General features: G+C 66.7%; 22 protein-coding genes and 3 tRNA genes. 10 read left to right on the forward strand and 15 right to left on the reverse strand.

What is annotated here, in order from left to right; translation table 11 throughout:
* Window positions 1-7 precede the first annotated feature (7 nt).
* Window positions 8-2,629, forward strand: coding sequence for a valine--tRNA ligase (gene valS, locus LDO14_RS11625; protein ID WP_056390681.1), 2,622 nt, complete (start codon window positions 8-10; stop codon window positions 2,627-2,629).
* A 360-nt stretch (window positions 2,630-2,989) separates the two neighbouring features.
* On the opposite strand, the gene LDO14_RS11630 is transcribed toward valS, so the two are convergent.
* From LDO14_RS11630 to LDO14_RS11655, 6 genes are all read right to left on the reverse strand, one after another.
* Complete coding sequence (locus LDO14_RS11630; RefSeq protein ID WP_223991880.1) at window positions 2,990-3,604, reverse strand: DsbA family protein; 615 nt, start codon at window positions 3,602-3,604, stop codon at window positions 2,990-2,992.
* 13 nt (window positions 3,605-3,617) lie between these two features.
* Complete coding sequence (gene clpX, locus LDO14_RS11635) at window positions 3,618-4,898, reverse strand: ATP-dependent Clp protease ATP-binding subunit ClpX (RefSeq protein WP_018769475.1); 1,281 nt, start codon at window positions 4,896-4,898, stop codon at window positions 3,618-3,620.
* Between the two features lie 177 nt (window positions 4,899-5,075).
* Window positions 5,076-5,735: an ATP-dependent Clp protease proteolytic subunit gene (locus LDO14_RS11640; RefSeq protein ID WP_018769476.1), complete on the reverse strand. Its 660-nt coding sequence runs from the start codon at window positions 5,733-5,735 to the stop codon at window positions 5,076-5,078.
* Window positions 5,736-5,771: 36 nt separating this feature from the next.
* Window positions 5,772-6,395, reverse strand: a complete 624-nt coding sequence (locus LDO14_RS11645) for an ATP-dependent Clp protease proteolytic subunit (RefSeq protein ID WP_018769477.1) — start codon at window positions 6,393-6,395, stop codon at window positions 5,772-5,774.
* 233 nt (window positions 6,396-6,628) lie between these two features.
* A complete protein-coding gene (gene tig, locus LDO14_RS11650) occupies window positions 6,629-8,023 on the reverse strand; it encodes a trigger factor (protein ID WP_223991882.1) in 1,395 nt (464 codons plus the stop codon).
* Window positions 8,024-8,102: 79 nt separating this feature from the next.
* A tRNA-Pro gene (locus LDO14_RS11655) sits at window positions 8,103-8,177 on the reverse strand.
* 131 nt (window positions 8,178-8,308) lie between these two features.
* Between LDO14_RS11655 and LDO14_RS11660 the strand changes: the two genes are divergently transcribed.
* A tRNA-Gly gene (locus tag LDO14_RS11660) sits at window positions 8,309-8,382 on the forward strand.
* Between the two features lie 51 nt (window positions 8,383-8,433).
* Here the strand turns inward: LDO14_RS11660 and LDO14_RS11665 are convergent.
* The 3 genes from LDO14_RS11665 to LDO14_RS11675 form a co-directional block, all read right to left on the reverse strand.
* On the reverse strand, window positions 8,434-9,393 hold the full coding sequence (locus LDO14_RS11665) for a DNA-formamidopyrimidine glycosylase family protein (RefSeq protein WP_018769479.1): 960 nt from the start codon (window positions 9,391-9,393) through the stop codon (window positions 8,434-8,436).
* Window positions 9,393-9,887, reverse strand: a complete 495-nt coding sequence (locus tag LDO14_RS11670) for a ribose-5-phosphate isomerase (RefSeq protein WP_018769480.1) — start codon at window positions 9,885-9,887, stop codon at window positions 9,393-9,395. Before LDO14_RS11670 ends, LDO14_RS11665 begins: the two co-directional genes overlap by 1 nt.
* Window positions 9,888-9,956: 69 nt before the next feature.
* Window positions 9,957-10,985 (reverse strand): hypothetical protein, encoded by a 1,029-nt coding sequence (locus tag LDO14_RS11675; RefSeq protein ID WP_018769481.1) that lies wholly within the window; start codon window positions 10,983-10,985, stop codon window positions 9,957-9,959.
* Window positions 10,986-11,160: 175 nt separating this feature from the next.
* On the opposite strand from LDO14_RS11675, the gene pepN reads away from it, so the two are divergent.
* Window positions 11,161-13,734: an aminopeptidase N gene (gene pepN / locus LDO14_RS11680; protein WP_223991884.1), complete on the forward strand. Its 2,574-nt coding sequence runs from the start codon at window positions 11,161-11,163 to the stop codon at window positions 13,732-13,734.
* Entirely contained in the window at window positions 13,731-14,204 is a 474-nt protein-coding gene (locus tag LDO14_RS11685; RefSeq protein ID WP_134164652.1) for an OsmC family protein, read from the forward strand. The genes pepN and LDO14_RS11685 overlap by 4 nt, the downstream gene beginning before the upstream one ends.
* Before the next feature lie 17 nt (window positions 14,205-14,221).
* Here the strand turns inward: LDO14_RS11685 and LDO14_RS11690 are convergent, their stop codons facing one another.
* The gene (locus tag LDO14_RS11690) at window positions 14,222-15,220 is read right to left on the reverse strand and encodes an NAD-dependent epimerase/dehydratase family protein (RefSeq protein WP_018769484.1); all 999 of its coding nucleotides are present in this window, start codon (window positions 15,218-15,220) and stop codon (window positions 14,222-14,224) included.
* Window positions 15,221-15,287: 67 nt separating this feature from the next.
* Between LDO14_RS11690 and LDO14_RS11695 the strand changes: the two genes are divergently transcribed.
* Together LDO14_RS11695 and LDO14_RS11700 are read left to right on the forward strand one after the other, a co-directional pair.
* On the forward strand, window positions 15,288-15,971 hold the full coding sequence (locus LDO14_RS11695) for a mechanosensitive ion channel domain-containing protein (RefSeq protein WP_018769485.1): 684 nt from the start codon (window positions 15,288-15,290) through the stop codon (window positions 15,969-15,971).
* A gap of 82 nt (window positions 15,972-16,053) precedes the next feature.
* Window positions 16,054-16,467, forward strand: a complete 414-nt coding sequence (locus LDO14_RS11700; protein WP_134164761.1) for a globin — start codon at window positions 16,054-16,056, stop codon at window positions 16,465-16,467.
* 43 nt (window positions 16,468-16,510) lie between these two features.
* Here the strand turns inward: LDO14_RS11700 and LDO14_RS11705 are convergent, their stop codons facing one another.
* A complete protein-coding gene (locus LDO14_RS11705; RefSeq protein WP_018769487.1) occupies window positions 16,511-17,170 on the reverse strand; it encodes a hypothetical protein in 660 nt (219 codons plus the stop codon).
* A 63-nt stretch (window positions 17,171-17,233) separates the two neighbouring features.
* Here LDO14_RS11705 and LDO14_RS11710 point away from each other — a divergent pair, with 63 nt between their 5' ends.
* Complete coding sequence (locus tag LDO14_RS11710) at window positions 17,234-18,154, forward strand: acyl-CoA thioesterase II (protein ID WP_223991888.1); 921 nt, start codon at window positions 17,234-17,236, stop codon at window positions 18,152-18,154.
* Window positions 18,155-18,302: 148 nt separating this feature from the next.
* On the opposite strand, the gene ettA is transcribed toward LDO14_RS11710, so the two are convergent.
* From ettA to LDO14_RS11725, 3 genes are all read right to left on the reverse strand, one after another.
* Window positions 18,303-19,985, reverse strand: coding sequence for an energy-dependent translational throttle protein EttA (ettA, locus tag LDO14_RS11715; RefSeq protein ID WP_018769489.1), 1,683 nt, complete (start codon window positions 19,983-19,985; stop codon window positions 18,303-18,305).
* Window positions 19,986-20,046: 61 nt separating this feature from the next.
* The gene (locus LDO14_RS11720; RefSeq protein ID WP_018769490.1) at window positions 20,047-20,616 is read right to left on the reverse strand and encodes a hypothetical protein; all 570 of its coding nucleotides are present in this window, start codon (window positions 20,614-20,616) and stop codon (window positions 20,047-20,049) included.
* 214 nt (window positions 20,617-20,830) lie between these two features.
* The gene (locus tag LDO14_RS11725; RefSeq protein WP_018769491.1) at window positions 20,831-21,382 is read right to left on the reverse strand and encodes a single-stranded DNA-binding protein; all 552 of its coding nucleotides are present in this window, start codon (window positions 21,380-21,382) and stop codon (window positions 20,831-20,833) included.
* A gap of 206 nt (window positions 21,383-21,588) precedes the next feature.
* Between LDO14_RS11725 and LDO14_RS11730 the strand changes: the two genes are divergently transcribed.
* A tRNA-Arg gene (locus tag LDO14_RS11730) sits at window positions 21,589-21,661 on the forward strand.
* Between the two features lie 49 nt (window positions 21,662-21,710).
* On the opposite strand, the gene LDO14_RS11735 is transcribed toward LDO14_RS11730, so the two are convergent.
* On the reverse strand, window positions 21,711-22,937 hold the full coding sequence (locus tag LDO14_RS11735; RefSeq protein WP_223991896.1) for an ROK family protein: 1,227 nt from the start codon (window positions 22,935-22,937) through the stop codon (window positions 21,711-21,713).
* Between the two features lie 144 nt (window positions 22,938-23,081).
* Here LDO14_RS11735 and xylA point away from each other — a divergent pair, with 144 nt between their 5' ends.
* A complete protein-coding gene (gene xylA / locus LDO14_RS11740) occupies window positions 23,082-24,269 on the forward strand; it encodes a xylose isomerase (protein ID WP_223991900.1) in 1,188 nt (395 codons plus the stop codon).
* Between the two features lie 3 nt (window positions 24,270-24,272).
* Window positions 24,273-25,706, forward strand: a complete 1,434-nt coding sequence (gene xylB / locus LDO14_RS11745; protein WP_223991901.1) for a xylulokinase — start codon at window positions 24,273-24,275, stop codon at window positions 25,704-25,706.
* Window positions 25,707-25,764 lie beyond the last annotated feature (58 nt).

Consider the following 25,764-nt stretch of genomic DNA (forward strand, 5'->3'; position numbering starts at 1 on the left):
TTGCCCAATGGCTGAAGACACGCAGGGTACAGACACGCCCACCACCGCCCCCATCAACGTTCCGGACAAGCCGGCCCTCGAAGGCCTCGAAGCAGCGCTCACCCAGCGCTGGCTGGCCGAGGGAACCTACAAGTTCAACCGCGACACCACCCGGGAGCAGGTCTACTCGATCGACACTCCCCCGCCCACGGCGTCGGGATCCCTGCATGTGGGCCACATGTTCTCCTTCACCCAGACCGACGTGCAGGCGCGCTACATGCGCATGACCGGCAGGAACGTCTTCTACCCCATGGGCTGGGATGACAACGGCCTCCCCACGGAGCGCCGTGTCCAGAACTACTACGGTGTCCGCTGCGATCCCGCCATCCCCTACAACGCCGACTACCGGCCGCCCGCCCAGCCTGCCAAGAACCAGCGCGATTTCGACGTCGTCTCACGCCAGAACTTCATCGAGCTCTGCGAGGAACTGGCTGTCGAGGACGAGAAGGTCTTCGAAAACCTGTTCCAGACCCTGGGCCTGTCCGTCGACTGGGACCTGACGTACCGCACCATCGACGACACCTCCCGCGCCGTGTCCCAGCGCGCCTTCCTTGCCAACCTGGCCGCCGGCGACGCGTACATGGCCGAAGCACCCACACTGTGGGACGTCACCTTCCGCACGGCGGTTGCGCAGGCCGAACTGGAGGACCGTGAGGTTCCGGGCGCCTACTACCGGTACCCCTTCTTCACCGAAGACGGGGACAAGGTCTTCATCGAGACCACGCGTCCGGAACTCCTGGCTGCCTGTGCCGCGCTGGTGGCAAACCCCGACGACGAGCGGTACCAGCCGCTCTTCGGCAAGACCGTGAAGTCCCCGCTGTTCGACGTTGAACTCGAGGTCAAGGCCCACCCGCTGGCCAAAGCGGACAAGGGCTCCGGCATCGCCATGGTCTGCACCTTCGGTGACCTGACCGACGTCACGTGGTGGCGGGAACTGCAGCTGCCCACTCGCGCCATCATGGGCCGCGACGGCCGCATCATTGCCGAGACCCCCGACTGGATCACCAGTGAGGCCGGCAGGGAAGCGTACGCCGCGATCGCCGGCAAGACGGCCTTCTCCGCCAAGGAAGCCGTGGTGGAACTGCTCAAGGAAGCGGACCTGCTGGACGGTGAGCCCAAGAAGATCACCCACCCGGTCAACTTCTTCGAGAAGGGCGACAAACCCCTGGAAGTGGTCACGTCCCGCCAGTGGTACATCCGCAATGGCGGCCGCGACGAGGACCGCCGCGAACGCCTGATCGGCCGCGGCAAGGAGATCGACTTCCACCCGTCCTTCATGCGCTCCCGCTACGAGAACTGGATCGCCGGCCTGAACGGTGACTGGCTGGTCTCCCGCCAGCGGTTCTTCGGCGTGCCCATCCCCGTCTGGTACCCGCTCGACGCCCAGGGCAACCCGGAGTACGACAACCCCATCCTGCCCTCCGACGAACTGCTGCCCGTTGACCCCGCGGCTGACGCCGCCCCCGGCTTCGACGAGGCGCAGCGCGACCAGCCCAACGGCTTTACGGGCGATGCCGACGTCCTGGACACGTGGGCCACCTCCTCGCTGACCCCGCAGATCGTTGGCGGCTGGAGCCGCGACGAGGACCTGTTTGCCAAGGTCTACCCGTTCGACCTCCGCCCCCAGGGCCACGACATCATCCGGACCTGGCTCTTCTCGTCGGTGGTCCGCGCCGATGCCCTCCAGAACTGCGCGCCGTGGAAGCACGCTGCCATCTCCGGCTGGATCCTGGACCCGGACCGCAAGAAGATGTCCAAGTCCAAAGGCAACGTGGTGGTCCCCACCGACGTGCTGAACGAGTACGGCTCGGACGCGGTCCGCTACTGGGCTGCCTCCGCACGCCTTGGCGCCGACACCGCCTATGAGATTGCCCAGATGAAGATCGGCCGCCGCCTGGCCATCAAGCTCCTCAATGCCTCCAAGTTTGTGCTGAACCTCGGTGCCACCGAGAACTCCGTGCTGGCCGGCGATCTCTCCGTCCTTTCGAACCCCCTGGACCGTGCCCTGCTGGCCCAACTGGCCGACGTCGTCACCCAGTCCACCAAAGCGTTCGACAACTACGACTACGCCCGCGCCCTGCAGCTCACGGAGACATTCTTCTGGCAGTTCACGGATGACTACGTGGAGCTGATCAAGGACCGCGCCTATGGAGCGGCAGGCGAAGCCGAGCAGGCATCCGTGCTGGCAGCCCTGGCCACCACCCTGGACACCCTGCTGCGCCTCTTCGCCCCGTTCCTGCCCTTCGCCACCGAGGAAGTCTGGAGCTGGTGGCGCAACGGATCGGTGCACCGGGCGGCGTGGCCGGCCGCGCTGGAGATCCCCGGCGGAGACACCACCATGCTGGCAACCGTGGGCGTGGCCCTCAGCGGTGTCCGCAAGGCCAAGTCCGAGGCAAAGGTCAAGCAGCGCACCGAGGTCCTCTCCGCGACGATCACCGCTCCGGAGGCACTGACGGCGCAACTGCAGGCTGGCCTGGCCGACCTGAAGGCGGCGTCCAACGCCCGGCAGATCACGTTGGTGGCGGGCGACGGAGATCTTGCCGTCACGGACGTTGCCCTCGCCGCTAGCGACGAACCCGCCAAGGCCTGACAGCCGGTCTCATCCGAACGGGCCCGTTTCCGGGCAAAGGGGAAGCCCCATCAGCGTTTTGCCGTTGGTGGGGCTTCGACTTTTCGGCCATCTTGTGACGTTATTTCGATGGTCTGGCAGGATCCTCCGAAACTCCAGGTCTTACTACACCGTCACTGGTAGCTTGCACTCAACTTTGCCGATGGCTGCGTCAAATTACATATCACTGGATCTTTGGTTCCTGCGTCCCGCCTCTTTCGAAGTGGGTAAGAACCATTGTTCTCCTGCCCCAAGGCATGCACAAGGGCCCCGCAGGAACTACACGCTGGTAGTTTCTGCGGGGCCCTTGGCGCGGCCAGCCAATGGCAGGCGGCCCGGCGCTTAGTTGAATTCCGGGCTCTCCGTGCGGCTGCGCTTGAGCTCGAAGAAATGCGGATAGGCGGCGATGGTGGTGGTGGCGTCCCAGATCCTGCCGGCTTCTTCGCCGCGGGGGATGCGGGTCAGGACCGGTCCGAAGAACGCCGTTCCGTTGAAAGCGACCACGGGCGTTCCCACGTCCTGGCCCACGAGTGAGATGCCTTCTTCATGGCTGGCCCGGAGCTGCCGGTCATAGGCGTCGGTGGTGGCGGCATCGGCCAGGGAGGCGGGCAGGCCACACTCGGCGAGGGCTTTGGTGATGACCTGTGCGCGGTCCTTTTCCCCCTGGTTGTGGATCAGCGTGCCCATGGCGTCGTAAAGCGGCTTGATGACCTGCGGGCCGTGCCCTTCGCGGGCCGCAATGATCACGCGCACCATGCCCCAGGCGTTGTCCATGGACTCCCGGTAAGCGGGCTCCAGGTCGCGTCCCTGATTCAGGACGGCGAGGCTCATGACGTGCCATTCGGTCTCGATGTCCCGGACGGCCTCCACCTCGCCGAGCCAGCGGCTGGTGACCCATGCGAACGGGCAGAGGGGGTCGAACCAGAAGTCGGCTTTGTTCTTGGCAGGTACAGTCACAGGGTCCTCTCGGTCAGGCAGACTTACGGCGCTTGGCCACGTGCGGAATCATGGTGGGTTCGGCCCCGCGCAGGACCACGTCCTCGGTGATCACCACGCTGGCGACGTCCTCGCGGCTCGGGAGATCGAACATCACGGGAAGCAGGACTTCCTCCAGGATGGCGCGAAGACCGCGTGCACCGGTGCCACGCTCCAGTGCCTGGTCGGCGATGGCTTCCAGGGCGGGCTCGTCAAACACCAGCTCCACGCCGTCGATCTGGAACATCTTCTGGTACTGCTTCACCAGGGCGTTCTTGGGGGTGGACAGGATCTGGATCAGGGCGTCACGGTCAAGGTTGGACACCGTGGTGATCACCGGAAGGCGGCCAATGAACTCCGGGATCAGGCCGAACTTCAGCAGGTCCTCCGGCATGACTTCGCCGTAGGAGTCCACCTTCTTGCTGGCGTCGTTCAGTGGGGCGCCGAAGCCGATGCCCTTGCGGCCGGAGCGGGAACCGATGATCTCCTCCAGGCCGGCGAAGGCGCCGGCCACGATGAACAGGACATTGGTGGTGTCGATCTGGATGAACTCCTGGTGCGGGTGCTTCCGTCCGCCCTGGGGCGGGACAGAGGCAACGGTGCCTTCCAGGATCTTCAGCAGGGCCTGCTGCACGCCCTCACCGGATACGTCACGGGTGATGGAGGGGTTTTCGCTCTTGCGGGAAATTTTGTCGATCTCGTCGATGTAGATGATGCCCTGTTCGGCCTTCTTGACGTCATAGTCTGCGGCCTGGATGAGTTTGAGGAGGATGTTCTCCACGTCTTCACCCACATAGCCGGCTTCGGTCAGGGCGGTGGCGTCCGCGACGGCGAACGGGACGTTCAGGCGCCGGGCGAGGGTCTGGGCCAGGTAGGTCTTGCCGCAGCCGGTGGGGCCGATGAGGAGGATGTTCGACTTGGCAATTTCGACGTCGTCGTGATGCCCGCCGTCCCCCAGGCTTCCGGACTTGGGCGCGTGGCCCGCCTGGATGCGTTTGTAGTGGTTGTAGACCGCGACGGCGAGGGAACGCTTTGCGGGCTCCTGGCCGATGACGTATTCCTGCAGGAAGTCGAAGATTTCGCGCGGCTTGGGCAGTTCAAAGCTGCCGAGGTCTGCCACCTCCGCGAGCTCCTCTTCGATGATTTCGTTGCACAACTCGATGCACTCATCACAGATGTAGACACCGGGCCCGGCAATGAGCTTGCGCACCTGCTTCTGGCTCTTTCCGCAGAAAGAGCACTTCAGCAGATCCGTGCTCTCGCCAATCCGAGCCATATGTGAACCCCTTAGTATCCTGCTGCCAGGCAGCCCTGCACCGTTGCTGAAATCTTCGGCCGGCCCGCGGGGGCCGGTTTGTGACAACATCCACTCTAGGTCACATTCGCCCCCAAGGGTGGAAAGAAAAGGCCGGTGCGGCCAAATGAAGCTGGGCCGCACCGGCTTTCCGTACTGCTACCTCGTGATTGCCTGGGGCTTGATCTTGCGTGAGTCAAGCACCTGGTCGATCAGGCCGTATGCCTGCGCCTCTTCGGCGGTGAGGATCTTGTCGCGCTCGATGTCGTTGTTGACCTGCTCCGACGTGCGGCCGGAGTGGTGGGCCAGCGTGTCTTCGAGCCAGGAGCGCATGCGCATGACCTCGGCCGCCTGGATCTCCAGGTCGGAAGCCTGGCCGCCCTGGCCGCCGGACAGGGCCGGCTGGTGGATCAGGACGCGGGCGTTGGGCAGTGCCAGCCGCTTGCCGGGGGTACCGGCAGCCAACAGGACAGCAGCCGCGCTGGCGGCCTGGCCCAGGCAGACCGTCTGGATCTCGGGACGGATGTACTGCATGGTGTCGTAGATGGCCGTCATGGCCGTGAACGAGCCGCCCGGGGAGTTGATGTAGAGGGTGATGTCGCGGTCCGGGTCGGTGGACTCAAGGACCAGCAGCTGGGCCATGATGTCGTCGGCGGAGGCGTCGTCAACCTGCACGCCGAGGAAGATGATGCGGTCCTCGAACAGCTTGGTGTAGGGGTCCTGGCGCTTGAAGCCGTAGGGCGTGCGCTCCTCGAACTGCGGCAGGACGTAGCGGCTGGACGGAAGATTGCCGGCGGACCACCCGAAGTTGTAGTTCATTGTTTTTGCTCCTGATCGAAGTGTTCTGGTTGCCGGTTAGTTCTGGGAGGCTGATTCGCCGGAGGCCCCGTTGGACGTTCCGCCGCCGCCGGATACCGAACCGGCGTGCGCGGCGATCTTGTCGAAGAAACCGTACTCGAGGGCCTCTTTAGCCGTGAACCACTTGTCACGGTCGTTGTCCTTGAGGATGGTCTCAACGGTCTGGCCGGTCTGCTCGGCCGTCAGTTCCGCCATGACCTTCTTCATGTGCAGGATGAGCTCGGCCTGGATCTTGATGTCCGAGGCCGTGCCGCCGATGCCGCCGGAGGGCTGGTGCATCAGGACGCGGGCGTTGGGCGTGGCGTACCGCTTGCCCTTGGTGCCCGAGGAGAGCAGGAACTGTCCCATGGACGCGGCCAGGCCGGTGGCGACGGTCACGACGTCATTGGGGATGAACTGCATGGTGTCGTAGATGGCCATGCCTGCGGTGACGGAGCCGCCGGGCGAGTTGATGTAGAGGTAGATGTCCTTTTCCGGGTTCTCGGCCGAGAGCAGGAGCAGCTGCGAGCAGATCGCGTTGGCGTTGTCATCACGCACCTCCGAGCCCAGCCAGATGATCCGCTCCTTGAGAAGGCGGTTGTAAATGTAGTTGTCCTGGGCTGCAGGATCGACGGTCGCCATCCGGGGGGCCTCTGAGTGCTGTGACATGTTTACTTACCTCTCACTGGTGACGGTGACATCACTGAAAATCACTACTTGGACACTAACCGGTTTCCCCGGCGTTTTGTTCGCGCACTGACGGCTGTTCGCTGACGGCGCACGATCGCCGAACTGGCGCTGCGGGGTTTCGGGTCCAACGCGAACGGCCCCCGGATCGGAAGGATCCAGGGGCCGTTGCTGCGGGTTGTTAAGGACTAGGCCTTGGCGTCTGCCGTGGCGTCCTCGGCGTCGACAACCTCCGCCTCGGCGGCTTCGGTTGCGTCAGCGCCGGCTGCTTCTGCAGCGGGGGCTTCCTCGCCGCCGGGGCGGACGAAGTCGCTGAGGTCAACGGTGTTGCCCTCGGTGTCGGTCACGGTGGCCTGGCCAAGGACGACAGCCAGTGCCTTGCGGCGGCGGACCTCGGAGACCATCATGGGGACCTGGCCGCTCTGGTCGATGATCTGTGCGAACTGGTTGGGATCCATGCCGTACTGGCTGGCGGTGGTGACGATGTAGTCGATCAGCTCATTCTGGCTGACGTTGACTTCTTCCTTTTCCGCGATGGCGTCAAGGATGATCTCGTTCTGGAAGGCGCGGGCCGTGTTGGCGCGGACCTCTTCGCGGTGCTCCTCGGTGTCGTGCTCGCCTTCGCCGTGGCCGTTGCCCTCCTGGAAGTGGGCTTCGAGCTGCTCCTCGACCACCGAGTCAGGAACAGGAACCTCGACCATTTCGACGAGCTTGTCCAGGACCTTGTCGCGGGCTTCGACGCCCTGCTCAACGATCTTGGAGTCGGCAGCCTGCTTGGCCAGGTCTTCGCGGAGTTCGGCAAGGGTGTCGAATTCGGAGGCGAGCTGGGCGAAGTCGTCGTTCGCTTCCGGCAGTTCGCGTTCCTTGACGGCCTTCACCACAACCTTGACCTGGGCGGCTTCGCCGGCGTGGTCGCCGCCCACCAGGGTGGTGTCGAAGATGGCGTCCTCGTCAACGCTGAGGCCGGTCACGGCCTCGTCCATGCCCTCAAGCATGGTGCCGGCGCCCACCTGGTAGGACAGGCCGGCGGCGGAGTCGACTTCCTCGCCGTCGATCGTGGCGGTGATGTCGATGGTAAGGAAGTCACCGTCGGCAGCCGGGCGGTCCACGGACTTCAGGGTGCCGAATCGGCCGCGCAGTTCGTCCAGCGCCTTGTCCACATCAGCTTCGGAGGATTCCGCAGCCGCAACCTGGACCTCGATGCCGGAGTAGTCCGGGAGTTCGATTTCGGGGCGGACGTCAACCTCAGCGGCGAACTTCAGGCCGCCGTCGGTCGCGGAGGGATCGGGCACCTCGGTGATTTCCACCTCGGGACGGCTCAGGGGGCGGATGCCGGACTCCTGCACGGCAGCCTGGTACCAGCCGTTGAGGCCGTCGTTGATGGCCGTCTCCAGGACGTAGCCGCGGCCGACGCGCTGGTCGATGAGCTTGGCAGGAACCTTGCCCTTGCGGAACCCGGGAACCTGGATCTGGGACGCAACGGTCTTGTAGGCCGAGTCGATGCTGGGCTTCAGTTCCTCAAAGGGGACCTCAACATTGAGCTTGACCCGCGTGGGGGTGAGGTTCTCGACAGCGCTCTTCACGGTCTAAGTACTCCTGGGTTGTGGGATGGGTTTCTGCAAACGCAATGGATGTCCAGGCCTGACGGTCCTGGCCGCAGAGTCGGGGTGACAGGATTTGAACCTGCGACTTCCTGCTCCCAAAGCAGGCGCTCTAGCCAAGCTGAGCTACACCCCGTAAGTGCACAGGCAAGTCTACGGTGATACGCGTCGCGATTGCACATTTGACACGTAGGCCATGGATTAGGTTTAGTTGTATCCGGCTTGAACAGCCAGCCCGGAGTTTCCGCGAAAAACGGATCTTCCTTCGGGGACGTAGCTTAATGGTAAAGCCTCAGTCTTCCAAACTGATTACGCGGGTTCGATTCCCGTCGTCCCCTCCACAACACGAAGAAGGCCCCTCTCCGGAGGGGCCTTCTTCGTGTTTCGCCTTCCTACTCCCCCGGTTGCTGGCAGTAAGGGCACCAGTAGAGGTTCCGCCCGGCCAGGTCGGCGATGAGCACGATGGTGCGGCAGACGCGGCAGGGCAGGCCGTGCCGCTTGTAGACGAAGTGGGCATCGTCGCGGCCGGGAAAGTGGGCGCTCCTGGGTGGCACCGGCGCGCCGGCCGCGGCGGCTTTGGCGGCGGTGGTGCCGTCAAGCGCCCAGTACTTCGGCGGCGTGGTGATGATCCGCCCGTCCGTCACGCCGTCGCCCATGACGGCCACGATGTCGCGCCACAGCTTGCGGGCATCGTTGTCCGGCAGGGCAGTGCCGGGCAGCCAGGGGTCCAGGCGGCGGCGGAACAGGACTTCCGCCCGGTAGACGTTCCCGACGCCGGCAATCACCTTCTGGTCCATGAGCAGGGCAGCCAGGGGCGTCTTCCGCGCCTGGACGTTGGCAGCAAAGCGCCCGGCATCGCCGCGGAGGTTCCGCAGTGGGTCAGGTCCCAGCCGTGCCAGCACGGCGCGGACTTCCGCCTCGGTGATGGTTTCGCAGGTGGTGGCACCCCGAAGGTCCGCCCAGCCATGGCTCCCGGCGAGCCGCACCCGCACGGCCCCGACGGGCGCCGGCGGACCGGCGTAAGGCGCGCCGCCGTCGTCGTCCCCGTCACCGAAGGCCTCCCGCTCCCCGACGCGCCGGGGGGCACCAATGCTGGAGGCGCCGGCGAAGGTGCGGTCCCCGCCGAAGCTCCAGGCCCCGTACAGTCCAAGGTGGACGTGCAGGACCAGGGCGTTGTCGAAGTGCAGGAACAGGTGTTTGCCGTGCGCCTCGGCGGCAAGCAGGGTATGCCCGTCCAGCAGCGCCGCACCCCCGCTGAACCTGCCCTGGGGACTGGAAACAGCCAGTGCCTCACCGGCGAAGACATCGCCGAACTGCCGGGCGAGCCTGCGGACGGAATGGCCCTCGGGCACTACTCGATGACCTCGCCTGTTGCCTCGTAGACCGCGATTTTTTCGATCCTGCGGACGTGGCGCTCGTCATTGCTGAACGGCTCGGACAGGAACGCCTCGACCAGCGCGGTGGCTTCTTCGAACGTGTGCTGCCGCCCACCCAGGGCAACCACGTTGGCGTTGTTGTGCTCGCGGGCCAGGGTGGCGGTGGAGAGGTTCCATGCGAGGGCCGCGCGGATGCCCTTGACCTTGTTGGCGGCGATCTGCTCGCCGTTGCCGGAGCCGCCCAGCACGATGCCAAGGGCGTGGACGCCTGCCTGCTGGTCGGCAACGACGGCAAGGGCAGCGTTGATGCAGAAGGACGGGTAGTCGTCCTGGGCGTCGTAGACCTGGGGCCCGTGGTCCACCACCTCGTATCCCTTGCCGGTCAGGTGGGACACCAGGTGGGCGCTGAGCTCCATGCCTGCGTGGTCGGTGGCGATGTGGACCCGCGGGTAGGCAGGGGAAGTGGTCACGTGCAAAGTCCGTTCGGTTGTGGGGCTGGCGGGTCGCCGGTGGAGGCCGGAATGACACCGATAAGGATACTAGGACTGCCCGCCCTCCGGGTGCTGGCCCCCGGCCGGCGGCCCTCCGCCGCGCCGGGCCCTCGCGGCCACGCGCGTGAGGACTTCGGCCAGCCGCGCCGCGGAGGCCTGGCTTCCGCCGCTGACGGCCAGGCGCTGGCCGTCAGTCTTGCTCACGACGACGGCGGGCCCGCTGCTGACCAGCATGGCCGCGGTTCCGCCGTGGTGCCGGTAGCCCCACCCGCCATAGTCGGCGGCTTTGACGTCCTCGGCGCTGGCATCGGAGATGGCGCCGGCCGGCACATTCATGACCGGCACCACCCCGGCCAGCAGGACCTTCAGCCCGCGCCGGTCCGCCCGGATGCGGGCAAAGAGGAACGCGGCACCCACGAGGGCCAGGACAACGAGCAGGATGCCCAGCCACGGCACCACCACGGCGATAAGGGCTGCCGGGAACAGGGAGGCGATGGCGATCATGACAAAGACCGAACTCCTGGCGTGGACCCAGAGCCGGACGGTGTCCAGGGCAAGGTCGGGGTCCAGTTCCCTGGTGATGGCGGCCTGCAGCGCACGGTCGTCATCGGGCGACCATTGCCGGTCGGCTTTGTACACCATGGCCATGGCGACGCCGAGCGACACTGCCGCACCGCTGCCGAGGGCAAGGACGGTCATGTCCACCCGCGACTGCCGGGCGTCGGCCAGCCCGGTTTGGCCGATGAGCCCCGCGGCCAGGGCGGAGGTGATGAAGAGGCTGAGGAACAGCCCGGCCCCCATCATGATCCTGCGCATCATCACCGGCCTGCTGAGGGGCACCGCCTGCAGCAGGACCAGCCATCCGGCGATGACGATGATCGCCGCGCCCACGCCCACGTAGGCGCCGAAAGGCGCAAAGGCGGCACCGCCGTCGTCCGTCCACCGGACGGCGACCGGCTCCGGAAGGTCCGGGCGCAGCAGCGACGCGCAGTAGGCGAAGGCAGCGGCCAGGACGACCGGGAACCCCACGGCGAACCTGAGTGCCTTGGTATCCACCGAATCCAGCAGCTTTCCCATGCAATTAACGCTACCCCTGCGGCCGCCCGGCCAACCGCCCAGGCGGCAACGGCCGGCCGCTGTGAGCTGCGCAACTTGCCAAGGATCCCAAGGATGGAAGAATGCAACACAGTGCCGGACCCGGGACCACCGGCCGGCAGCCGAAAACTTCTCTGGAGGACCTCCTTTGCCAGGCATGAACCTGACGCGCGCCGAAGCCCGTGAGCGCGCCGAACTGATCACCGTCGAGTCCTACGATGTCAGCCTGGACCTGACGCGCGGCGGAGAGGTCTTCGGCAGCACCACCACCGTGAAGTTCACGGCGTCGCCGGGATCGTCCAGCTTCATTGATGCGGTCACCCGCACCGTGCACAGCGTGACCCTGAACGGCCGCAGCCTTGACCCCGCCACCGTGTCCGACGGCGTCCGGATCCAGCTGCCGGACCTGCAGGAGCACAACGAACTGACCGTCGTGGCCGACCTGCCGTACATGAACACGGGTGAGGGCCTGCACCGGTTCGTGGACCCGGTGGACAGCGAGGTCTACCTGTACACGCAGTTCGAGGTTCCGGACTCGCGCAGGATGTTCGCCGTCTTCGAACAGCCGGACCTGAAGGCAACCTTCGCCTTCACCGTCACGGCGCCGTCCCACTGGGACGTTGTCTCCAACTCCCCCACCCCCCACCCCGTGGAGGCGCCTCCCGCGGAAGGCGGCACGGCCAGGTCCGTATGGGCGTTCGCGCCCACGCCGCGCCTGTCCTCCTACGTCACGGCCCTGATCGCGGGCCCTTACCAGTCCGTCCGCAGCGAGGTCACCAGCTCGGACGGCCGCATCATCCCCCTTGGTGTCTTCGCCCGGAAGTCGCTGATGCAGTACCTGGATGCGGACAACATCTTCGAACTGACGCGGCAGGGCTTCGGGTTCTTTGAGGCGCAGTTCGGCTGCCCGTACCCGTTCGAGAAATACGACCAGCTGTTCGTTCCGGAGTTCAACGCCGGTGCCATGGAGAATGCCGGTGCCGTGACCATCCTGGAAGGCTACGTCTTCCGCAGCAAGGTCACCGGGGCCCAGATCGAGCGGCGCGCCATCACGGTCCTCCATGAACTCGCCCACATGTGGTTCGGTGACCTGGTGACCATGCGCTGGTGGAACGATCTGTGGCTCAACGAGTCCTTCGCGGAGTACATGTCGCACCTGGCGGCGGTGGAGGCCACGTCCTTCACCAGCGCCTGGACCACGTTCGCTTCCGTGGAGAAGTCGTGGGCCTACCGCCAGGACCAGCTGCCCACCACGCATCCGATCTTCGCCGAGATCAACGACCTCCAGGACGTGGAGGTCAACTTCGACGGCATCACCTATGCCAAGGGCGCCTCGGTGCTGCGGCAGCTGGTGGCCTGGGTTGGCCCCGACCAGTTCATGGCCGGTGTCCGGGAGTATTTCGCCAAGCACTCCTGGCAGAACACTGAACTCCGCGACCTGCTGGTGGAGCTCGAAAAGGCCAGCGGCCGCGACCTGGATGACTGGGGCCGGCAGTGGCTGGAGACCGCAGGCGTCAACACACTGAGCCCGGAGCTGGACGTGGATGCGGACGGGAAGCTGCGTTCCTTCGCCATCCTGCAGTCCGCGGTCCCGGAATGGCCCACTATCCGCCCGCACCGCCTGGCCGTGGGCTTCTACAACCTGAACAGCGCCGGAAAGCTCGAGCGGGTGCACCGCGAAGAGCTGGATGTGGACGGTGACCGCACAGAGGTGCCGGGAGTGGCCGGCATGGACCAGCCGGACCTGATCCTTATCAATGACGACGACCTGGCGTATGCCAAGGTACGGCTGGATCCCAAGTCGCTGGCCACCGCCACCGCCCACCTCAAGGATTTTGGCGGCAGCCTGCCCCGGACCCTGGTCTGGAATTCCGCATGGGACGCTGCCCGTGACGGCGAAACGCCGGCCCGGAAGTACGTGGAGCTGATCCTGTCCAACGTCGCGGCGGAAACGGACTCCTCCGTGATCCTGGTCCAGCTCCGCCAGCTGGCCACCACCCTCAATTTCTATGTGGCCGAGGAACACCGCGAAGCCACAGCGGTTGCGGCGGTGGACCGGCTGTGGGACCTGGCCTCGGACGTCCCGGGCGGCTCCGATGCGCAGCTGCAGTTCATCAAGTCCTTTGCCCTCCTGGCCCGCAGTGCGTCCCAGCTGGACCGGGTGGCCGGCCTCCTGGACGGGTCGGTTGTCCTGGACGGGCTGGCGGTGGACCAGGACCTGCGCTGGGAGCTCGTGGAGTCCCTGGTGGCCGGAGGCCGGATGGGACAGGAAGGCATCGACGCCGAGCTGGAGCGGGACAACACCTCCAGCGGACAGAATGCTGCGGCCTTGGCCAAGGCCGCCATCCCCACCCCGGAGGCGAAGGCCGCGGCCTGGGAATCGATCGTGGTCAAGGGGGAGCTGTCCAATGCGCTGCAGGGATCGGCCGTAACGGGCTTCATGCGCGTGCTGGACCGTTCGCTGCTGGAACCGTACGCCGAAAAGTACTTCGCGGCTGTGCCGGGCATCGTGGCCACCCGGACCCACGCACTCGCCCAGCAGATCGTCGTCGGCCTCTACCCGGCGCTGCTGACCACGCAGGCCACCATTGACCGGACGGACGCATTCCTGGCGTCGCTGCCGGCGGAAAGCGCCGCGCTGCGGCGGATGATGCTGGAGAACCGCGACGGCGTTGCCCGCGCCCTGCGTGCCCGCGCCGCCGACGTGCTTCCGGACGGCAGTCCCCAGTGAGTCTTGATGAACACCGGTATTCACTGGCAGTCCAGTGGACCGGCAACCGGGGGGACGGCACCTCGTCCTACCGGGGCTACTCACGGGACCACGACGTGCTCATCCCCGGCCTGCCGGTCCTCAAAGGCTCGGCGGATCCGACGTTCCATGGGGACCGCGGGCGCTACAACCCCGAGCAGCTCCTGCTGGCCGCGCTGGCGCAGTGCCACATGCTGTCCTACCTGCACGTGGCGGTGAAGAACGGGGTGGTGGTCACGGACTACCGGGACGAGGCCACCGGGCTGATGCGGCTCAACAGGGACGGCAGCGGGCAGTTCGAGCGGGTGGTCCTGCACCCGCGCGTGACGGTGGCCGACGCCGGACAGGCCGAACTGGCGGCCGGCCTCCACCACGAGGCGAACCGGCTCTGCTTCATTGCCCGCAGCGTGAATTTTCCGGTGGAGCACCAGCCGGTGACGGTGGCGGGTTAGGCCCTGCCGGATCCGCGTCAGGCCCGGCTTTCGCCCTGGAGCATCGCCACCAGGCGCTGTTCCGTTGCCGGTGAGAGGCCTGCTTTCCGCTGCCGGTCCAGTCCGCGGAGGCGTTCATCGGCCAACGTGGCGGCCAGCGTTTCCTGCCAGGGCCGCAGGACCATTCCCGCGGCCCTGGCAGCCTGGTTGCTGCGGGCCATGAAGCCGTCGTGGCCGGGCGGAAGCCAGAGCGGAAGGGAGTCCGGCCCGGACCAGTAGTTCACGCCCTGGTCCACCAGCCACTCCCCGCCGGCGGTAATCGTGGTGCTGCTGGAGGCGGACGCTTCGTGGCAGGCGCTGATGAGTTCCGCAAACGGCACCTGGTCACCAAGGGCGTTCAAGGTTCCGCTGATCCCCTTCCCCGCGGCGAGCAGGATCCAGGCCGCAAGGTCCCGGACATCCATGACCTGCGTGGGGTTCTCCCCGATGTCCGGAACCAGCACAGGTCCGGAGTTCCTGGCAATGCGGGCGGGCCAATAGCCGTAGCGGTCGGTGGGGTCGCCGGGGCCGCTGAGCAGGCCTGCCCGGCACAGGTGGGCCTTGCCGGCAGCGGCCTCCAGGGTCGCTTCTTCGATGGCCACCTTTGACTCGCCGTAGGTTTCCGGCGTGGACTGCACCCCCGGCGGCAGCGCCGGCAGCAGCGCCGCGTCTTCCGCCGCTCCCGGGACGGAATGGCCGGCGTAGGCCGAGCAGCTGGAAACAAAGGTCCAGTGGCCGGCCCTGCCGGCAAGGCCGGCGAGAGCCTGCCGGGCGGGCCCGGGGTCCCGGGCCACCTCGATCACGGCATCCCAGTCGCCCACCAGGCCCGAATATGCAGCCGGTCCCGTCGCGCGGTCCGCCCTGACCCAGTGGGCGCCCGGCGGCGGCTCACCCGATATTCCCCGCGCCAGGCACGTCACGTCATGCCCCGCGGCAACCGCCTGCCCGGCGATTTCCCTGGAGAGGAAGGCGGTTCCGCCGAGGATGAGAATGCGCATGGCCCCACGCTACGGGGGCTAGTGTTGAAAGAGAACCAAGCAATATCCCAAGGAGCTACTTCCACCCATGGTCAGCATGTTGTCCATCCTTCCCAACGCCACAACACAGCCCGATGGCGTGAGCGTCCCGGGCATCGTCATCAGCCTGGGCATCGGCGTCGCCGTCTGGCTCGTGGCCACGTTCGTCATTTCGCGCATCACCAAACGGGTGGCGGCGGGAAGCAACTTTTTCAAGAAGCCCACGTTTAGGTGGGCGGCCCCGGCCTTCCGGGCCCTGGACCACGAACGGCGCGTGCAGCGCGCGGAAACCATCGGCTCGCTGCTGAACAGCATTGTGGGCGTGCTGGTGGTGGTCATCACCGGCATGTACGTCCTGCAGAACCTGGACATCAACATCGCCCCGCTGCTCACCAGCGTGGGTATCCTGGGTGTGGCCATCGGCTTCGGCGCCCAGCAGCTGATCCGCGACTTCCTGGCCGGGATTTTCATTACCATTGAAGACCAGTACGGAATCGGTGACGTCATCGAAACCAGCGAAGTGGTGGGCGTAGTGGAGTCCATGGGTCTGCGGATCACCCGCGTCCGCTCCGACGACGGCGCCATTTGGTACCTGCGCAACGGTGAGATCCTCCGCGTGGGCAACCGCTCGCAGGGACGGTACGTTCCGCTGCACGAGTCCGACGACGGGACCACCGACCAGGGGTCGGCCCATGTTGAGACGAAGAAGACTGACCAGAAAGCCGGGGAATAGCATGTCGCTTCCGATTGAACCGCGCCCTGTTGAGCCCCAACCTGCCAAAGCAGGACCCGACCGGCAGCAGCGGCCCCAGTTGATGCAGAACGATCCCTTCAGCAAGCCGGCCTACACAGACAGCTTTTACGATGCGGTGGGCGGCCACGAGACCTTCGTTAAGCTCATCGATGTCTTTTACGACGGCGTTGCCACCGATCCGCTGCTGCGGCCCATGTACCCCGAGGAGGACCTTGCCCCGGCAAAACGCCGGTTCCTGATGTTCCTTGAGCAGTACTGGGGCGGGCCCACAACGTATGGCGAGGAGCGCGGCCACCCGCGCCTGCGCATGCGGCACATGCCGTTCAAGGTGACCCACGAGGCGAAGGACCGGTGGTTGTTCCACATGCGCACCGCCGTAGACGCCCTGGAACTGCCGCCGCTCTACGAAGGCACGCTGTGGGAGTACATGGAGCGGGCGGCGCTGTCCATGGTGAACAGCGCTTCCGAGGCCTGACGCCTGCCGACCGGAACCTGGAAGGGGCCCGGGCCGCCTTCAGCTACAGCAGGCCGCTGCCGGTCCGCGCCAGCACATGGCCGCGCGGACCGGTCAGCCGGAACCAGCGGCCGGCGCGGTAGAGCTTCTGGTCGCCGTCGGCGAGGAAGCCCAGGGCGAACGCTGCGAAGGCCGCTCCGGCGGGCAGGCCTGACGCGTCCAGTTCCCGTCCCCAGACAGCCGCCCGGGCGTTGTTGACAATCAGGGCACCCGGTTTGTCCGGCACGATGCCCGCCACCTCCGCCATGCCTGCTTCGGCCGCGGCCTTCAGGCCGGCGTCGCTGACAGCGCCCAGCAGCTCCCATCCGCCCCTTGGGGCGCCCACTCCTGTCCAGGATTCGGTGACGGTGCTGGGCGGAACCGGCAATTCGACGTCGTCCTCCCCTGCGCGTGCCAGCCGGTCCAGGACGGCGGACAGGGCAACAGTGACATCTGTTCCGGACGGTTCGGCGAGCGCCATGGTCCGCAGGCCCAGGATGGTGGGGGTGGCTTCGCCCAGGAGCCTGGGCCGCAGGACGCACACGTACGCGGCCAGGACGGAACCGGCTGCCTGCAGCCGGATGGCGCCGTCATCGATGGCTTTGGCCCTGGTGGCAAACGTCTTCAGGTCGGCGAGATCCCGGGGATCGGCGAAACGGAAGGACGAGGTGAGAAGTTCAGACACACCTAAACACTACCGGCTGCGCTCCGGTTGAGTGGCTCCCCGGGCGCCGTCTAGAGTCGGACCATGACTGAAGCCGAAGCCGGACTCCTGGCCCCGCCAAGCGGAGACCCCACCTCATCACTGATCGAACTGCTGGACCTCGGTGAACTTGAGGGCGCCCGGACGGACGAGGACATCTTCCTGGGGCCCTCACAGCGGCAGCCACACCACAGGGTGTTCGGCGGACAGGTGCTGGCGCAGTCACTCGTGGCGTCCATTCGAACGGTGGATCCTGAACGGTTTGTGCATTCCATGCACGGCTACTTCCTGCGGCCCGGTGACGCCAACAAGCCCATTACCTTTGGTGTGCAGCGGCTGCGTGACGGCCGGTCGTTTTCCGCCCGGCGCGTCCACGCCTACCAGGACGGTGTTCCCATCCTGTCCATGATTGCCTCTTTCCAGGGTGAGGACGAAGGGATCGAGCACGCGTCGGCGATGCCGGCGGGCATCCCGGACCCCGAATCGCTGCCCAGCACGGCGGACCTGCTGAGCAAGTTCGACCATCCTGTGGCCCGGCACTGGGCGTATGAGCGGCCTTTCGACATCCGGCACGTCGATCCGCCGCTGTACGTTACCGCGACCGGCCCGCGGGAGGCCCGCAACGCGGTCTGGATGAAGACGTTCGGGCCGATGCCCGACAACTCCAACCTGCACCGCGCCGCCCTGGCCTACGCCAGCGACTACACCCTGCTCGAATCCATCCTTCGGCGGCACGGCCTCAGCTGGATCACCCCGGGCATGAATGTTGCCAGCCTTGACCACGCGATGTGGTGGCACCGCCCGGCGCGCGTGGATGAATGGCTGCTCTACGTCCAGGAGTCCCCCAGCGCGCAGGGCGCACGCGGCCTGGCCACCGGCAAAATCTTCAACCGGGACGGCCAGCACGTGGCTTCCGTGGCGCAGGAGGGCATGGTGCGCGTTCCCGCCGAGGCGTCGCACACGTAGGATCCGCACACGTCTGCGATCCGGCGCTGGTGCGCCGGGCATGGGAAAGGCCGGCATCCGGGGAGCAATTCAGCCCGGGTGCCGGCCTTCCGTTTTCCTGCAAACGGGCCCGCAGGCGTCCTGTTGACGAGCCCTTGGGCCCGGCAGGTCAGTCGCGGGTCAGGCGCCGGTGGGTGACGCGGTGCGGCTTGGCCGCGTCGGGGCCCAGCCGCTGGACCTTGTTCTCCTCGTAGGATTCGAAGTTGCCCTCGAACCAGTACCACTTGGAGGGGTTCTCGTCGTCACCTTCGTAGGCAAGGATGTGCGTGGCCACGCGGTCCAGGAACCAGCGGTCGTGCGAGACCACCACGGCGCAGCCGGGGAACTCGAGCAGCGCGTTTTCCAGGCTGCTGAGGGTTTCGACATCGAGGTCGTTGGTGGGCTCGTCGAGGAGCAGCAGGTTTCCACCCTGCTTCAGGGTCAGTGCCAGGTTCAGGCGGTTCCGCTCACCACCTGACAGGACACCTGCCTTCTTCTGCTGGTCCGGGCCCTTGAAACCGAAAGCGGCCACATAGGCACGGGACGGCATCTCAACATTGCCCACCTGGATGAAGTCGAGTCCGTCGGAGACAACCTCCCACAGGGTCTTGTTGGGGTCGATGCCGCCGCGGCTCTGGTCAGCGTAGGAAATCTTGACCGAGTCACCGATCTTGAGCTCGCCGCCGTCCAGCGGTTCCAGGCCGACGATGGTCTTGAAGAGGGTGGACTTGCCCACACCGTTGGGGCCGATGACCCCCACGATGCCGTTGCGGGGCAGGGTGAAGGACAGCCCATCGATCAGGACACGCTCATCGAAGCCCTTCTGGAGGTTCCTGGCCTCCAGGACCAGGCCACCCAGGCGGGGTCCCGGCGGGATCTGGATTTCCTCGAAGTCAAGCTTGCGGGTGCGGTCGGCCTCGGCGGCCATTTCCTCGTAACGGGCCAGGCGGGCTTTGGACTTGGTCTGGCGGCCCTTGGCGTTGGACCGGACCCACTCGAGTTCCTCGGAGAGGCGCTTGGCCTGCTTGGCGTCCTTCTTGCCCTGGATCTCGAGGCGGGCGCGCTTCTTCTCCAGGTAGGTGGAGTAGTTGCCTTCGTACGGGTAGAGGTGGCCGCGGTCCACTTCCGCGATCCATTCCGCCACGTGGTCCAGGAAGTACCGGTCGTGGGTGACGGCGAGGACGGCGCCGGGGTAGCTGGAGAGGTGCTGCTCGAGCCAAAGCACGCTTTCGGCGTCCAGGTGGTTGGTGGGTTCGTCGAGGAGCAGCAGGTCGGGCTTCTGCAGGAGGAGCTTGCAGAGTGCCACGCGGCGCCGCTCACCGCCGGAAAGGTTGGTGACATCGGCATCGGCCGGCGGGCACCGGAGGGCGTCCATGGCCTGTTCCAGCTGGGAATCGAGGTCCCAGGCGTCGGCGGCGTCGATGGCCTCCTGCAGCTTGCCCATCTCTTCGAGGAGGGTGTCATAGTCAGCATCGGGGCTGGCCATTTCCTCGGAGATTTCGTTGAAGCGCTGGATCTTGCCGTAGATCTCGCCAACGCCTTCCTGGACGTTGCCCAGGACAGTCTTTTCTTCGTTAAGCGGCGGTTCCTGGAGCAGGATGCCCACGCTGTAGCCGGGGCTGAGCCTGGCCTCGCCGTTGGAGGGCGTGTCCAGCCCGGCCATGATTTTGAGGATGGTGGACTTACCGGCACCGTTTGGGCCCACAACACCAATCTTGGCGCCCGGGAAGAAGGACATGCTTACGTCATCAAGAATGAGTTTTTCGCCAACGGCCTTGCGGGCCTTGGTCATTGTGTAGATAAATTCCGCCATGGTCTCAAATCTAGTGGGTTGGCGGGCAGATCTCACATTTGCGGCGGACAGCTCAGCCGGATCAGGAGCCCACGAAGCATTTGCCGCTGGCAAGTACCGGAAGGACTGTGACGGTCACCGCACCTTCGCGAACCTGCCCGATGACGCAGTCCTTGCCCTGCAGCACGGCGGCTTCGATGGCGTCCGCCTCCAGCCCGGTGGGTGTGCGGCTTTGCGAGACCTGAAGCGCGGCCGGCGCGATGCCGGCCCCGGTCAGGGCGTCGCTGACCTGGGCAGTGGCAGGTTTCGGCGTTCCCGTGGCCAGTTTGGTCAGGGTATCCGTAACCGTCCGTTTCACCGTTTCGGTGGCGGCGGCAGCTGCGGCCGAAACCGCGCCGCCGGACGTGTTGGCCAGCGGTTCCCCGCCGGCATTACTGCCCGGCGTCGCGGAGTCCTTGGCCTGGACCGGTTGTCCGTCCGCACCGGGACCGGCAGCCGGGGCCGCCGGTGAGGGCTGGTTGCCGCTGCCACCGGCTGCAGGTCCGGTTCCGGACGGAGCAGCGGTGCACCCGGACAGGAGGCAGGCCAGCACTGCACATGCCAGGGCTGCGCCGGCGCGGTTGTACTGCCGTTTACGGGGGATGGGACGCATGGTGTCATTCTGCCATGGGTGATGGGACGGCCCGGCCCGGAAAACGGGCAGTGCACCAGAGCTCCCCTGGGACGCAGTGTCCGTCAAGGGCCTGCGGATGTGGGATGTTGGCGGGCGGACGGGTGTTGGCGGGCGGACGGAGGGCGGCCGGGGGGTGCCGCCATTCCGTCCGCCCGGGACTGGATGGGCAACGCTGATACCTGATACGTGGTTCCTAGATTTCGGCGAGTTCCCCCGTTTCCAGGTCAAGGGAGGCGAGACCGCCGTCGCTGTCCTCAATGACGACGGCGGGGTGGCCGGGATCCCCGGGGTGTTCATCTTCGCGGTCCTCCGGCTCGTCCGGGTCCTGGTCCAGCCCGGGGACGTCATCGGGGGCCGGCGGCTGCTCCACGAGGGAGAGCGCCGGCCTGGAAGCGGTGCGGATAAAGTTTGCCGACCCAAAGGAGAGGTCGTGCCCCACGGCATCGGCGTCAATGATGGCGGAGTGGTACACCCGCCCGTCCTTTTCCCACGTGCGGATCTTCAGTTTGCCCACCACGATGACCGGCTGGCCCTTCCTGATGCTGCACCCCAGGGTTCCCGCCAGCTGGCGGTAGCCCTGCACGGTGAACCAGTTGGTGTGCCCGTCGCCCCAGGTCCTGGATTCGCGGTCGAAGCGGCGGGTGGTGGAACCGATGCGGAAGGAAGCTGTTGCCACTCCCCCTGGCGTGGTGGAACTGGTTATCTCGGTGGCCACGAAGCCCCGGATGGTGATGGTTTCGCTCATGTCTACGTCCTGTCTGGATGGTGGCGCCTTTAGCAGGCATGACCAGCATCGCGCCGGACCACGTCGGGCAGGAGGGACGGGTTTGCCTATGTGGACAACGTCCGGGGGAAAGGCCGGTGTGGAGGATGAGTGGCGGCTGGATGACACCGCCGGCAGCCGGGCAATGTAAACTTTTTGAGGCGCCGGCCTGCAGGCCGGAAGCCAACGCCTCAGTAGCTCAGGGGATAGAGCAGCGGCCTTCTAATCCGCCGGTCGGGGGTTCGATTCCCTCCTGGGGCACCGCAGTGGATGGCGCCCCGGTCTTCGGACCGGGGCGTTGTGCGTGGCGCTACGCGTGCAGCCGGTGCGGCGCTTCCATCAGGGAGCGGATCACGCTTCCGGCTGCCCCCAAAAGGGCGCCCGACTCGCCAACGGCGGACATCGTCACCTGGCTGGATGCATATTTCCCTGGCGCATATTTGTCCAGGCTCGCCAGCAACGGGGCACGCAGCCATGGTTCGAGGACCGCGAAGTGGCCCCCAAGGACCACAGATTCGATGTTGACCACCCGCGCCGTCGAGGCGAGTGCTATCCCCAGGCAGCGTCCCGCACGTTCGACGGCGGAAACAGTTCGGGGCTCCCCGGCCCGCAGCGCCTGCAGCAGGGCGGACATGTCCGCGGAGCGGGAACCCCGGTCCAGGGCCAGGCCGGCCGCGGCAAAAATGGCGTCCTGGCCGGCAACGGTCTCCAGGCAGCCGGTCCCGCCGCATGAACAATGCCCGCCGTCGGGGTCAACCACAATGTGCCCCACCTCGCCCGCGTGGCCGTGCGGACCGGTGAATAGCTCTGATCCGATGACTATCCCGCCACCGACGCCCACCTCGCCGGAGACGAAGAGGAAGTCCGACGCCCCGTCCGGCCGGTGCCGCAGTTCGGCGAGGGCTGCGGCGTTGGCTTCATTGAACAGCGCCACCCCAAGGGGAGCTTCGGGCAGCAGCGCCTCCAGGTCCAGGTCCGCATTGACCCAGCCCAGGTTCGGAGCGGTGAGCACCCGCGCCAGGGCCGGGTCAACGAGCCCGGGCACGGCAAGTCCGCCACCCAGGACCTCGACGCCGTGCTCCCCCGCCGTGCTCCTGACCCGGGCGGCCAGGGCTGCGAGCGCGGACAGCACCGGCCCGTCCGGGCTGTTGCGGTTGTCGCGTTCCTCTTCCTCCCGGACGAGGACGGTTCCGGCGAGGTCCACCACTGCCGCGGAGATGTAGTCGACGTTGATTTCCATCCCCATGACCGCCCGGCTGGGGCTGAGTTCCAGACCCACGCCGGGACGGCCCCGCCCCTGCGGGTTGAGGCCGATTTCGCGGACGATCCCTGCGTCAAGGAGGTCCAGCACCAGGCTGGACACTGATGCCTTGGTCAGTCCGGTGGCTCCGGCCAGCTGGGCGCGGCTGGGATGGACGCCTGGCGGAAACTCGGCGATTGCGCCAAGGACCAGTGCCAGGTTGCTGCGCCGGACATCCGCCACGCTTCCGGGGGCAGCGCCTCCGGGTCCCGCCACTGCAGGCGCCGGCATCACCATCACAAACCTCCCCGTCCAAGTTCCGACAGATTTTCCGGCTGTTTTCCAGCCGGGACTCTTGACCCAACCCTACGACGGCTCATATAGTTCAGGCAATAAACTAAAGCTTCGCACCTCCGCGGAGCCCGATCGCAAGGACGCATCATGACTCTTACGCCCACCCCCGCCGACAAATTCACTTTTGGTCTCTGGACCGTCGGCTGGACCGGCGCCGATCCGTTCGGCGTCGCCACCCGTGCCGCGCTGGACCCGGTGGAGGCCGTGCACCGCCTGGCAGAACTGGGCGCGTACGGCATCACGTTCCACGACAACGACCTTGTCCCGTTTGATGCCTCCGCCTCGGAGCGGGACCTGATCCTGAAGAACTTCCGCGCGGCCCTGTCCGAGACCGGGCTGAAAGTTCCCATGGTGACCACCAACCTGTTCAGCCACCCTGTCTTCAAGGACGGCGGCTTCACCTCGAATGACCGCTCGATCCGCCGCTTCGCCCTCTCCAAGGTCCTGCGCAACATCGACCTCGCCGCCGAACTCGGCGCCGAAACCTTTGTCATGTGGGGCGGCCGGGAAGGCAGCGAATACGACGGCTCCAAGGACCTGGCCGCCGCCCTGGACCGGATGAAGGAAGGCGTGGACACCGCCGCCGGCTACATCAAGGACAAGGGCTACAACCTGCGGATCGCGCTCGAGCCCAAGCCCAACGAACCCCGCGGCGACATCTTCCTGCCCACCGTGGGCCACGGCCTGGCCTTCATCGCCCAGCTCGAGCACGGCGACATCGTGGGCTTGAACCCCGAAACCGGCCACGAGCAGATGGCCGGGCTGAACTTCACCCACGGCATCGCCCAGGCCCTGTGGGCCGGCAAGCTCTTCCACATCGACCTCAACGGCCAGCGCGGCATCAAGTACGACCAGGACCTCGTCTTCGGACACGGGGACCTGACCAGCGCCTTCTTCACCGTGGACCTGCTCGAGAACGGCTTCCCCGGCGGCGGCCCTACCTATGACGGCCCCCGGCACTTCGACTACAAGCCCTCCCGCACCGATGGCTACGACGGCGTGTGGGAGTCGGCCAAGGCCAACATGTCCATGTACCTGCTGCTGAAGGAACGCGCCCTGGCCTTCCGCGCCGACCCGCAGGTACAGGAAGCCCTCAAGACCTCCGGCGTCTTCGAACTCGGCGAACCCACCCTCAACGCCGGCGAAACCACCGCCGACCTGCTGGCCGACGCCGCAGCATTCCAGGACTTCGACGCCGCCAAGGCAGCCGAACGCTCCTTTGCCTTCGTCCGCCTCAACCAGCTCGCCATCGAACACCTCCTCGGCGCCCACTAGGCCATGGTGCTCGTCGCAGGCATCGACAGCTCCACCCAGTCCTGCAAGGTGGTGATCCGCGACGCGGATACCGGAGCACTCGTCCGCCAGGGCCGGGCCACGCACCCTGCCGGCAGCGAGGTTCATCCGGACCATTGGTGGACTGCCCTTCAAAAGGCGGCGGCCGACGCCGGCGGGCTGGATGACGTCAGCGCCGTCTCGGTGGGCGGGCAGCAGCACGGCATGGTCTGCCTGGACAGCGACGGTGCCGTCATCCGCCCGGCGCTGCTGTGGAACGACACCCGCAGCGCCGGCGCGGCCGTGGAGCTCATCAAGGATGCCGGCGGCGGCGATCCCGCCGCCGGCGCCGAGTATTGGGCCCGCACCACCGGAACTGTCCCCGTTGCTTCCCTCACGGTGACCAAGCTGCACTGGCTGGCGGAAAACGAACCGGAGAATGCGGCAAAGGTGGCCGCTGTCTGCCTTCCGCACGACTGGCTGACGTGGCGGCTCGCCGGCTTCGGCCCGGGCAGCGGCGCCGAAGGGCTTGCCGCCTTGGCCACAGACCGCTCCGACGCATCAGGCACGGGGTACTACTCGACGGCGGAGGACAACTACCTTCCGGACGTCCTGTCCGCGGCGCTCGGCCACGTTCCTGCCGTCCCCAGGGTTCTTGGCCCGTTGGAGGCGGCCGGACGGACTCCCGCAGGCAGCGTCCTGGCAGCGGGTGCCGGGGACAACGCGGCCGCCGCGCTTGGCGCAGGGGCGGGGTTGGGCGACGTCGTGATGTCCCTGGGCACATCCGGCACCGTTTTCGCCGTCTCGGAAACACCGGCGGCAGATCCGTCCGGACTGGTGGCGGGGTTTGCCGACGCTGCCGGGCACTACCTGCCGCTGGTCTGCACCTTGAACGCCACCCGGGTCTTTGATGCCACGGCGGCGCTGCTGGGCGTGGACCTGCCGGAGTTCAACCGGCTGGCCCTGTCTGCCGGTTCCGGCGCCGGAGGGCTCACCCTGGTGCCCTACCTTGACGGGGAACGGACACCCAACCTGCCGGACGCCACGGGTACCCTGCACGGCATCACGCGTGCCAACTACACCCCGGCCAACCTGGCGCGCGCCGCCGTCGAAGGCGTGGTCTGCTCCCTGGCCGACGGCCTGGCGGCGCTGCAGGCCCAGGGCGTGTCTGCCCGCCGGATCCTCCTGGTGGGCGGGGGCGCCCAATCCACCGCCGTGCAGGAAGTCGCAGCGGCCCTGCTGGGAACACCCGTCACAGTGCCGGAGCCGGGTGAGTATGTTGCCGACGGCGCGGCACGCCAGGCAGCGGCGGCCCTCACCGGACGTTTCCCTGCATGGGCTGCTGGCGCCGTCGACCTTCCACTGGGGAAGGACGACGGCGGCGTGCTGGCCCGGTACCGGCGGTTCGCCTCGCTGTATACCCAGGGCAGCAACAGGTAACAAAGAAACAAAGGGACCCGGACCCGCGGTGGGCATCCACCGCCGGTCCGGGTCCTTT

The sequence above is a fragment of the Arthrobacter sp. NicSoilB11 genome (assembly GCF_019977375.1).
Lineage (GTDB): Bacteria > Actinomycetota > Actinomycetes > Actinomycetales > Micrococcaceae > Arthrobacter.

Coding starts and splice junctions, on each gene's coding strand:
- LDO14_RS11710 (WP_223991888.1), top strand. CDS start 17,234: ATGACTGAAGCCGAAGCCGGACTCCTGGCCCCGCCAAGCGGAGACCCC.
- LDO14_RS11695 (WP_018769485.1), top strand. CDS start 15,288: ATGGTCAGCATGTTGTCCATCCTTCCCAACGCCACAACACAGCCCGAT.
- pepN (WP_223991884.1), top strand. CDS start 11,161: ATGAACCTGACGCGCGCCGAAGCCCGTGAGCGCGCCGAACTGATCACC.
- clpX (WP_018769475.1), bottom strand. CDS start 4,898: ATGGCTCGGATTGGCGAGAGCACGGATCTGCTGAAGTGCTCTTTCTGC.
- LDO14_RS11725 (WP_018769491.1), bottom strand. CDS start 21,382: ATGAGCGAAACCATCACCATCCGGGGCTTCGTGGCCACCGAGATAACC.
- ettA (WP_018769489.1), bottom strand. CDS start 19,985: ATGGCGGAATTTATCTACACAATGACCAAGGCCCGCAAGGCCGTTGGC.
- LDO14_RS11735 (WP_223991896.1), bottom strand. CDS start 22,937: ATGGTGATGCCGGCGCCTGCAGTGGCGGGACCCGGAGGCGCTGCCCCC.
- LDO14_RS11645 (WP_018769477.1), bottom strand. CDS start 6,395: ATGGCGACCGTCGATCCTGCAGCCCAGGACAACTACATTTACAACCGC.
- xylA (WP_223991900.1), top strand. CDS start 23,082: ATGACTCTTACGCCCACCCCCGCCGACAAATTCACTTTTGGTCTCTGG.
- valS (WP_056390681.1), top strand. CDS start 8: ATGGCTGAAGACACGCAGGGTACAGACACGCCCACCACCGCCCCCATC.
- xylB (WP_223991901.1), top strand. CDS start 24,273: ATGGTGCTCGTCGCAGGCATCGACAGCTCCACCCAGTCCTGCAAGGTG.
- LDO14_RS11640 (WP_018769476.1), bottom strand. CDS start 5,735: ATGAACTACAACTTCGGGTGGTCCGCCGGCAATCTTCCGTCCAGCCGC.
- LDO14_RS11720 (WP_018769490.1), bottom strand. CDS start 20,616: ATGCGTCCCATCCCCCGTAAACGGCAGTACAACCGCGCCGGCGCAGCC.
- LDO14_RS11675 (WP_018769481.1), bottom strand. CDS start 10,985: ATGGGAAAGCTGCTGGATTCGGTGGATACCAAGGCACTCAGGTTCGCC.
- LDO14_RS11690 (WP_018769484.1), bottom strand. CDS start 15,220: ATGCGCATTCTCATCCTCGGCGGAACCGCCTTCCTCTCCAGGGAAATC.
- LDO14_RS11700 (WP_134164761.1), top strand. CDS start 16,054: ATGCAGAACGATCCCTTCAGCAAGCCGGCCTACACAGACAGCTTTTAC.